The organism is Bradyrhizobium sp. (assembly GCF_019244115.1).
In the GTDB taxonomy this organism is placed as follows: Bacteria; Pseudomonadota; Alphaproteobacteria; order Rhizobiales; family Xanthobacteraceae; genus Bradyrhizobium.
Genome location: NZ_JAFATE010000909.1, coordinates 1 through 9,279 on the forward strand (window position 1 = coordinate 1; position 9,279 = coordinate 9,279).

Sequence of the window (9,279 nt, forward strand, 5' to 3'; positions counted from 1 at the left end):
CGGCGGCGTGCTGATGGGTTTTGAGATGCTGGGCAGCCGCTATCTGTTCCCCTATTTCGGCGGCAGCATCGGCACCTGGGCGAGCCTGATCTCGACCGTGCTCTGCGCACTGGCGATCGGCTATTTCGGCGCCAGCGCGCTCGACGACCGGCTCCGTACCCCCCGCACCATCGCGCTCGCCATCCTGATCGCGGCCGCCTATCTCGCCTTTGTGCCCTTGTTGGCCGATCCCGTGATGTCGGGCATCTTGGAAAGTCTGGGCGATGGTCCCACAGCGACGCTGCTCGCCTCGACCGCGCTGCTGCTCGTGCCGCTGTCGCTGCTCGGCACCTTCTCGCCGATCGCGGTCGCGATCCTGACCCGAACCGCGGCCGAGGCCGGGCGTGTGTCGGGCCTCGTCTACGGCGTCTCAACCATCGGCAATGTGGTCGGCACGCTGTTCACGACCTTTACGCTGATCCCGACCATCGGCTCGCGGTCCATCACCTATGTCTTTGCCATCGTCCTTGCCTGCTGCGCCGGCATCCTGTTTCTGCCGGCCGGCAAGAGAACATTCTGATCCGACCGGGACTGCCATGAGGCCCGCCGTGAAGCTCCAGCATTTTCGATCGCTCGCCATGGCCGTCGCGCTCGTGCTGTCGCTGCCGCCCGCCGCGCATGCGGATGTCGACGTCTCGCTGTGGAACGGAAGCCGCGCGATGGCCCATATCGAGGCGCAGCTGCGTTTTACGCCGCGCTCCATGGACATGCCCGGCCACCAGAGGACCATCGACTACATCAAGGCAGAGCTCGCCAAATCCGGCCTCACTTCGGTGACGACCCAGGACTTCGTCTACCGCGGCACCAGCAAGCCGCTCGCGCTGTTCAACATCATTGCGCGGCTGAACCCGGAGAATCCGCGCCGGGTGATCGTTGCGACCCATTACGACAGCATCATCAGGGCCTATCGCGATGCCAGGAACCCACAAGCCGCCATGCCTGGCGCCAACAACTCCGCCTCGGGCGTCGCCCTGCTGCTCGAGACCGCGCGGGTGCTGTCGGCCTCCCCGCAGCCGCCGGTCGGGATCGACCTGATCTTCTTCGACGGCGAGGAGGGACCGAAATCGCTCGGCGCCGGCGATCCGGACTGGCATCCGATCGGCTCGCCGCATTTCGTCGAGCATCTGAACGATTATTATCCGAACCGAAAACCGGACAAGGCCGTCGATTTCGACATGGTCTGCAAGAAAGACATTTTGCTGATGCCCGAGGCGTCTTCGGTCAAGGCCGCGCCGGCGGAGGTGAAGACGTTCTGGGAGCTCGGCGCCGCGATCGCGCCAAAAGCCTTCAGCAGCAAGATCACCTATCCGATCAGCGACGACCACACCGCCCTCAACGAGGCCGGCATCTCGAGCTTTCTGGTGATCGATTTCGAGTACGAGCCTTACTTCAACACATCGCAGGACACGTTCGACAAATGCTCGGCGGAGAGCCTGGAGGCGGTCGGCCGCACGCTGCTGCGCTACCTCTATCTGCCGTGAGGCTGTTCCCGCCGGCTCCTATGGAGAGCAGTCCTTGGCAAAGCTTCGCACGCGGTTCATGGTCGGGCGATATAAGGGCGAGCGGGAAAGCTGGAGCTGGCTTTTTTCGTCAAGGCTGGCGCCGAGCCTGGATGCGCGAAGCCGCCTTCGCCAAGACCCGCGACGAGCACCTTGCGGGTTCCGATCGGTTGGATCGGATTGCAGCGACGATTGCGTTCGAGGGTTGTATCAGTGGAGCAAGGCAAAGGATGACGATGTCAATCACCTTGTGAAAACAAGGCGAATGGAGCGTTCGGCAGTGAAGGACTTGCAACCGACGCGCGACGGCAGGATGATACCCGACGCGCGATTCGCCTGGGCAAATTGCGGTCGAGTGATGCAGTTCGGCACGCGACAAATTAAGATCGACGGCCTAAAAAAGAATCCTGGCGGCAGCTTCGGGAAAACATCAGGACCGGGCCGAAATACCGCCGTAAAATGGTAATAATTCGTGGCAATCGTTTGCTCGACTCAGCGGGGAAGTTTCTGTGATTGTTCTGCGTAAGTCCGTGCTCCTTGTCTGCGCGACGGCCGGCTTTGCTGCGCTCCAGCCCGGTCGGGTCTCGGCGGAGTGGTGGTCGCGCGCCCCCGCCGACTTCGAGGACTGTGCGGACAACGCGGAAAAGCTGACGGCCAAGGAAGCGCGGACCGACGCGCTGGCGGAATGCAACGCGAAGTTCGCAGGGCGGCGCAAGGCGAGCGGCGGCTACAGCTATTACGACTTCATGCAGGACCGCACCTTCGACATTGCCGGCCCCAATCCGACCGCCGAAGAGCAGAGATATATCGACGAGCAATATGCCCTCTTCCTCGAGAAGCAGCGGCGCAAGAACATCGCCGCCGCTTTCGCGGCCCAGCAACAGCAGCAGCAGATCCAGCTCGAACAGGAGCAGGATCAGGAGCAGGCTCAGCCGGCCTCGCTGAGCGGCGATGTCGAGCGGGTCCCGCTGCCGCCACCCCGGCCGACCAAGGCGCAGATGGCCGCGGCGCTCGCCGCCGCCTGCCAGCTCAAGTATCACGACAAGAATCTGCAATGTCCCTACTCGTTTTTCGACGGGACGCGCTTTTCCGAAGGGCTCAGCAAGCTGACCAAGTGGTTCAACCTGACCTCGAACCGGCCCAACGAAGGCACCGCCGGTCCGCCAACACCGACCCGAACCTTGCGTTAGCGCGAGATCGCGATCGACCGGCGACCCGGCGCGATCATTCCGGCATAGCTCGTGTCAGCGCGTGTGCCGATGATGGCGGATCCGCTGCGAATGCAGGCGGACCGCGGCTTGCGGCAAGCCCTCGTATCGCGGCTGCGCGGATCGCGCCGCGCGCTCCTCCTTTAGCCGTGCATCATAGCCGGGCGAAGGCGTCACCGTCGGCGGAGCGGCGTCGGCCCGCGACAGCGCGGCACCGCACGCCAGGGCAACCAGAACCATCGCAATGGGTTTCATCCCGACACTCCCCTGATCGTCTCTCGCTGAAGTCGGAACGTCGCGCCACATCGTCGCGGTTGCAAGACGGACGGCGTCAAATGGCATGCCGTCTCCGCCGACCGCGCCTTGTAACCGACATGGGCGGCCAATATGTTTCCGGTGTTTTTCGGGGGCTGACATTGGGAGATAGCGATGGGCTTACTCGACGTCCTCAACGGCATGCAGAACGGCCCGCACGGCCCCAGCCATCCCTCGACGCAGTCCAACGGCGGCATGTCGCCGATGACCATGGCGATCCTTGCCCTGCTGGCGTGGAAGGCGGTCAAGCATTTCAGCGGCAGCCAGTCCGGCACGCAAGCCGCACCGGCACCGGCGCCCGCCCCCGCAAGCCCAGGCGGCGGGCTCGGCAATATCCTTGCCGGCGGCCTTGGCGGCCTGCTCGCTGGCGGCGCGGCGGGCGGCGCGCTCACCGGCGGCCTCGGCGACCTCATGAAACAGTTGCAGCAGGGCGGGCTCGGCGACGCCGCCAACTCGTGGGTCGGCAGCGGCGCGAACAAGCCGGTGTCGCCCGATGATCTGTCAAAAGCGCTCGGCGCTGACCAGCTCGATCAGATCGCGTCGCAAAGCGGAATGTCGCGCGACCAGTTGCTGCAGGGTCTCAGCCAGTATCTGCCGCAGGCTGTCGATCACCTGACACCGAACGGCCGGCTGCCGACCGAGAACGAACTCGCGGGCCGGCTCTGAGGTCGCGCTTTCTCAAAGGTGCTATTTCGAAGGAGGACGAACATGGGCGGCATTATCTGGGTCATCATCGTCGGCTTCATCGCGGGCATTCTCGCCCGCCTGATCTCGCCGGGGCCCAACAATCCGACCGGTTTCATCCTGACCACGATCCTAGGCATTGCCGGCGCGTTCCTCGCAACCCTGGTCGGTCAGGCGGTCGGGCACTATGGGCCCGATCAGGGCGCGGGCTTCATCACCGCCACCATCGGCGCGGTTGTGGTGCTGTTCATCTGGAGCCGACTGGTGGCTAGCGGAATGCTGCGCGACTACAACCGGTGACTGGTACGGTCGCCGTCATTCCGAGCGCATTATCGTCAATCACTGGCTCAGATGCATGCCCGCATCCATGCGTACGCATTCGCCGGTCATGCTCCCTGACGCCGGCGAAGCCAGGAAGCAGACCAGCTGCGCAATATTGTCCGCCGACGAGGCGATCTTGAGCGGCACCCGCGCCACGACGGCGTCGCGGACTTGTTTGGCGCCGGCCTCGCCGCGGCCCTTGGTGAACCAGCCGGTATCGATATAGCCCGGGCAGATCGTGTTCACGCGGATTTTTGGCGCCAGCGCACGCGCCAACGACAAGGTCATGGTGTTGAGCGCGCCCTTGCTCGCGGCATACGCCACCGAGGAGCCGTTGCCGGAAATTCCCGCAATCGACGACACGTTGACCACCGCCGCCGCGCGGCCTGATGCGTTGGCGCTTTCTTCCAGGAGGGCGCGCGCGGCCCGGATCATCTGGAAGGGGCCGATGGCATTGACGGCGTAGATGCGCTGGAAATCCTCCGCCGACAACCCGTCGAGATCGGCATGAGCGACGTGCTTGGTGGTCCCGGCATTGTTGACCAGCACGTCCAGCCGTCCCCAGGGCGCGGCGGCTGCGACGATCCTCTTGCAGTCCTCGTCGCGCGCGACGTCGCCCTGCACCACGACGACCTCGGCGCCGGCCTCGCGGCAGAGGTCCGCGGTTTGCTCGGCCTCGGTCTTGCTCGACGCGTAGTTCACGACGATGCGCCCGCCGCTCTTGGCCAGGATCGCGGCCGTCGCCGCGCCAAGACCCGATGCCGAGCCGGTTACGATCGCGCACAAACCATCCTTCGACATCACCGTTTCCTCACCTGTTTCGAACCCGCGATCAATTACCACATCGGGCGGGCGGATCACTGCAGATTTCTGGAAAACGTCGCCGCGCGGAAATCCATACTTCGCACTGCGGAATTGGCCGCGACAGGCCGCATGCCGCCATGCCGGGCGCGACGCTTGTCAGGGGATGCGCTTTTCCCCATCATGCATTGCCAAGAACAAGATCGCGCCCGCCTCACGAATGAACAAGCCGGCCGGACGCGCTGACGAGACGAGGAGCGCCGTGGCGGAGAGTGAGAATATCGTCATCGAGACAGCCGAAAAGATCTTTGCGGATCTCGCCGACGCGCAAGAGATCAATCACGACAAGACGGGCGCGTGGACGGCCCCGCTGTGGCAGGCGCTCACTGACGCCGGGCTGCCGCTCGCCTGGGTAAGCGAGGAACTCGGCGGCGCGGGCGCAAGCCTCGCCGACGGCTTTGCCGTGCTCGGCGCCGCCGGCCGCTTTGCGCTTGCCGTGCCGCTGGCGGAGACCATGCTGGCCGGCTGGCTGCTGGCCCAAGCGAACATCGCGTCTCCCGGCGGCGAGATGACGGTTGCGCCGGCAGGCCCCAAGGACCGCATCACACAAAATCCCGACGGCATGCTGTCGGGCCGCGCACGGGGCGTGCCGTTTGCTAAAGCCGCCAAGCATGTTGCGGTGCTGGCGCATGGCGTCGGCGGCATCTCGATCGCGCTGGTGGATGCGGCGGAGCTTCGCATCGAGAGTGGGCTCAATCTCGGCGGCGACCACAGCGACACCGTGATCTTCGATAACGTGGCGCCCAAAATCAGCAAACCTGCGCCTGCGGGTTTCGACCAGACCACGCTGATGCTGATGGGCGGTGTGGTGCGCTCACTGCAGATCGCCGGCGCGCTGGAATCGATGCTGGACATCTCCGTGAAATATTCCAACGAGCGCGTCGCCTTCGAGAAGAAGATTTCCAAATTCCAGGCGGTGCAGCACAATCTCGCAAAACTCGCCGGCGAATCCGCCGCTGCATTGGCCGCGGCCACCTCGGCAGCCGACGCGATTGCCAGCGCGAGCGCGTTCGACGACGCCGTTTTCCTCGAGGCGGTATCGGCAAAAATCCGCTGCGCGGAGGCAGCCGAAAAAGGTGGCGCGATCGCGCATCAGGTGCATGGCGCGATCGGTTTCACCATCGAGCACATCCTGCATCGCTATTCGCTCCGCGCGCTTGCCTGGCGCGACGATTTCGGCTCGGAGAGCTTTTGGGCCGTCGAACTCGGCAACCGCATCGTCGCGCGAGGCGCCGACGAATTGTGGCCGCTGGTCGCCTCCCGGTAGAAGCATGCAACACCATCGAGATCGTCCATGACCGCTGCCCTTCGTTTCGATCCGATCCGCCTGCCGGGCGAATGCGAGCAACTGCGCAAGGAAGTGCGCGCCTTCCTCGCCGAGGAAATCGCGGGCGGCACCTTCAACCCATTCAAGCCGAACCGCGAGGATATCGACGTGCCGGCGTTCTGTCGCAGGGTCGGCGAGCGCGGCTGGATCGGCATGACTTGGCCAAAAAAATATGGCGGCCACGAGCGTTCGTTCCTGGAACGCTATGTGGTGACCGAGGAGATGCGGGTCGCCAACGCGCCGACGCGCCGCTTCTTCGTCGCCGACCGGCAGAGCGGCCCGATACTGCTGAAATACGCGCCTGAGCACGTCAAGATGGACATCCTGCCGCGCATCTGCCGCGGTGAATTATGCTTCTCGATCGGCATGAGCGAGCCGAACTCCGGCTCCGATCTGTTCGCGGCAAAGACCCGCGCCACCAAAACTGATGGCGGTTACCTGATCAACGGCACCAAGATCTGGACGTCCTCGGCGCATATCGCCGACTACATGATCGCGATTTTCCGCACCTCGCAGCCGACCAAGGAGAACCGCCGCCACGGCCTGACCCAGTTTTTGGTCAAGATGAAGCAGCCCGGCATCAAGGTGAATCCGATCGAGCAGATCACCGGCCAGTTCGAGTTCAACGAGGTGGTGTTCACGGATCACTTCATTCCCGACGACCATGTGTTAGGGGAGATCGACGGCGCCTGGAAACAGGCCACATCCGAGCTCGCGTATGAGCGCTCAGGGCCGGAGCGGTTCCTCGAAACCTATTACGTGCTCACCGAGCTCGTGCGCGCGGTCGGCGACAAGCCGGATACCCGCAGCGCCGAGGGCATCGGCCGGCTGGTGGCCCAGTTGCACACGATGCGGCGCATGTCGGTGTCGGTCGCCGGCATGCTGCAGGCCGGCAAGGAACCGGTGGTGGAGGCATCCATCGTCAAGGACATCGGCACCGTGTGGGAGCAGCAATTGCCGCATCGGGTGCGCGAGCTCGCCGCCTTCGTCGAGGAGGATGCGGGAAACCGCGAGACGCTGGAAGCCCAGCTTGCGTTTGCGATCAAGACTGCACCAAAACTGACCATCCAGGGCGGCACAACGGAGGTGCTGCGCGGCATCATCGCCCGTGGGCTCGGATTGCGGTAATCAGCGAGGACAGCTTATGACCACGTTCACGGATATCGGCGTCGAGACACATGACCATGTCGGCCTCATCGAGATCAGACGGCCGCCGCTGAATTTCTTCGACGTTTCGCTGATCAACCAGATCGCGGATGCGCTGGACGAATTCGACCGCGACATCGAGATCCGCGCCTCGGTGCTTGCGGCGCAGGGCAAGGCGTTCTGCGCCGGCGCAAACTTCTCGGATCCGGCGCGCCAGGAGCAGGAGGCCCGCGCCAAGGACGATCCGGCCGCGAACCTGCCGATCAACCATCTCTATGTGCAGGCCGTGCGCATCTTCCGCAACAAGAAGCCGATCGTCGCGGCCGTCCATGGCGCCGCGATCGGCGGCGGGCTGGGCCTGGCGGTCTCGGCGGATTTTCGCGTTACCTGCCCGGAAGCGCGCTTCTCGGCCAATTTCACCAAGCTCGGCTTTCATCCGGGCTTTGGACTCACGGCGACGCTGCCCGAGCTGATCGGCAAGAACAATGCCGAACTGATGTTTTATACCAGCCGCCGCGTCACCGGCGAGGAGGCCTATCGCTGCGGGCTCGCTAACGAATTGGTGCCGCAAGACCAGGTGCGGGATGCGGCGATGAAGCTCGCGCGGGAGATCGCGGAATGCTCGCCGCTCGGGCTGGTGTCAACGCGAGCCACGATGCGCGCCGGCCTTGCCGAGCGCGTGCTGGCCGCGACCAATCACGAGCTCGTCGAGCAGACGAAATTGCGCGCCACAGAGGATTTCAAGGAGGGCGTGAAAGCCACCGCCGAACGCCGCAGCGCAAATTTCAGGGGGCGGTGAGACAATGTGGGGGAGAAAGCGAAGCCTGCCTACCAGTCTGCGTGACGTCGTCAGTACATGGTCGGCACGGCGCGGGAGCGCCTTTGCGCACCTTACGATTTCCTGACCACCAGCGCGTCGACGATGGTGACGCCCTGCCCTTCCGGGTGCACCAGCACCGGGTTGAGCTCGATTTCCGAGACCTCGTCGCGCAATCGCGCGGCGAGCAACGACAATTGTGCGATCAGCCGCGCCAATGCCGCGACATCGGCTTTTGGCGCGCCGCGAAAACCCCGCAACAGCGGCGCTGCCTTCAGCTCGTCAAGCATTGCGACAGCCTCGTCGGCGCAGACCGGCGCGGGGCGATACACCACATCGCGAAACAGTTCCGTCGTGACGCCGCCAAAACCTACCATCACCATCGGGCCAAACGTCGCATCGCGCAGTGTGCCGACGATGATCTCGACGCCCTTTTTCGCCATTGGCGCGAGCAGCACGCCCTGAATGGCCGCGTCCGGCCGATGCCGGCGCCTATTATCTAATAGCGCCTGCCAGGCCATGAACGCCTCGCCCTTGCTGGTGATGTTGAGCCGCACGCCGCCGACCTCGCTCTTGTGAGCAAGGTCCGGCGACTGGATCTTCATCGCAAGCGGAAGACCAACGCGGGCAACCGCCGCGTCGAGCCCGTCCTTTTCGGTCGCCAGAACCTCCGCCGGCACGGCGATGCCAGCCGCGCGCAAAAACGTCTTGCTGTCATGTTCCGACAGCGCCGGCGCATCGAGATATGCCGACAGATCGCGCGGCGGCAGCAGCGTTTCGTCGGCCGCCGCCGCAAGCTCGAACCGGGCGCAGCGCACGAGCTGGCGCAATGCGACCGCGGCATGAGTCAGCCCCGACAACACGACCACATTGGATCTGGCGAGCGTCCGGCGCGCGAAATCGGAGGGCAGCGTATAGGAATAGAACAGGACGGGCTTCTTCTGCGCCGCGATCAGCGGCTTCAGCTCGATCTCCTTGAACGGCATCCGCACATCGCTCGACAGCGACAGCACCACGAGAATGGCGTCGACCTCATCGGAAGCGGCGAGCAGGTCGATGCTC

General features: G+C 64.5%; 11 protein-coding genes. 8 read left to right on the forward strand and 3 right to left on the reverse strand.

The genetic code is table 11. The annotated features are described in order from the left end of the window. From JOZ76_RS37685 to JOZ76_RS37695, 3 genes are all read left to right on the forward strand, one after another. A partial coding sequence (locus JOZ76_RS37685) for a fused MFS/spermidine synthase (RefSeq protein WP_291706438.1) occupies window positions 1-559 on the forward strand: 559 nt, incomplete at its 5' end. Window positions 560-617: 58 nt separating this feature from the next. Next, window positions 618-1,520: a M28 family peptidase gene (locus JOZ76_RS37690; protein ID WP_291706448.1), complete on the forward strand. Its 903-nt coding sequence runs from the start codon at window positions 618-620 to the stop codon at window positions 1,518-1,520. A gap of 527 nt (window positions 1,521-2,047) precedes the next feature. Further along, window positions 2,048-2,728 (forward strand): hypothetical protein, encoded by a 681-nt coding sequence (locus tag JOZ76_RS37695; protein WP_291706439.1) that lies wholly within the window; start codon window positions 2,048-2,050, stop codon window positions 2,726-2,728. Between the two features lie 54 nt (window positions 2,729-2,782). Here JOZ76_RS37695 and JOZ76_RS37700 read toward each other — a convergent pair whose 3' ends face one another. Continuing rightward, window positions 2,783-3,001, reverse strand: a complete 219-nt coding sequence (locus JOZ76_RS37700) for a hypothetical protein (RefSeq protein ID WP_291706440.1) — start codon at window positions 2,999-3,001, stop codon at window positions 2,783-2,785. Between the two features lie 174 nt (window positions 3,002-3,175). Between JOZ76_RS37700 and JOZ76_RS37705 the strand changes: the two genes are divergently transcribed. Together JOZ76_RS37705 and JOZ76_RS37710 are read left to right on the forward strand one after the other, a co-directional pair. Further along, window positions 3,176-3,727, forward strand: a complete 552-nt coding sequence (locus JOZ76_RS37705; protein ID WP_291706441.1) for a YidB family protein — start codon at window positions 3,176-3,178, stop codon at window positions 3,725-3,727. Window positions 3,728-3,769: 42 nt separating this feature from the next. Then, window positions 3,770-4,045 carry a GlsB/YeaQ/YmgE family stress response membrane protein gene (locus JOZ76_RS37710; RefSeq protein WP_291706442.1) on the forward strand — a complete coding sequence of 92 codons (276 nt, stop codon included), beginning with the start codon at window positions 3,770-3,772 and terminating at the stop codon, window positions 4,043-4,045. A gap of 39 nt (window positions 4,046-4,084) precedes the next feature. Here JOZ76_RS37710 and JOZ76_RS37715 read toward each other — a convergent pair whose 3' ends face one another. Further along, window positions 4,085-4,867: an SDR family NAD(P)-dependent oxidoreductase gene (locus JOZ76_RS37715; protein WP_291706443.1), complete on the reverse strand. Its 783-nt coding sequence runs from the start codon at window positions 4,865-4,867 to the stop codon at window positions 4,085-4,087. A gap of 262 nt (window positions 4,868-5,129) precedes the next feature. Here JOZ76_RS37715 and JOZ76_RS37720 point away from each other — a divergent pair, with 262 nt between their 5' ends. Genes JOZ76_RS37720 through JOZ76_RS37730 form a run of 3 tightly spaced genes read left to right on the forward strand, consistent with a single transcriptional unit; the run spans window position 5,130 to window position 8,199 of the window. Further along, window positions 5,130-6,194, forward strand: coding sequence for an acyl-CoA dehydrogenase family protein (locus JOZ76_RS37720; protein ID WP_291706444.1), 1,065 nt, complete (start codon window positions 5,130-5,132; stop codon window positions 6,192-6,194). 27 nt (window positions 6,195-6,221) lie between these two features. Next, window positions 6,222-7,382, forward strand: coding sequence for an acyl-CoA dehydrogenase family protein (locus tag JOZ76_RS37725; protein WP_291706445.1), 1,161 nt, complete (start codon window positions 6,222-6,224; stop codon window positions 7,380-7,382). A gap of 16 nt (window positions 7,383-7,398) precedes the next feature. Next, on the forward strand, window positions 7,399-8,199 hold the full coding sequence (locus JOZ76_RS37730; RefSeq protein ID WP_291706446.1) for an enoyl-CoA hydratase/isomerase family protein: 801 nt from the start codon (window positions 7,399-7,401) through the stop codon (window positions 8,197-8,199). 92 nt (window positions 8,200-8,291) lie between these two features. Here the strand turns inward: JOZ76_RS37730 and JOZ76_RS37735 are convergent. Beyond that, the coding region (locus JOZ76_RS37735; protein ID WP_291706447.1) for an acetate--CoA ligase family protein at window positions 8,292-9,279 on the reverse strand (988 nt) is incomplete at its 5' end.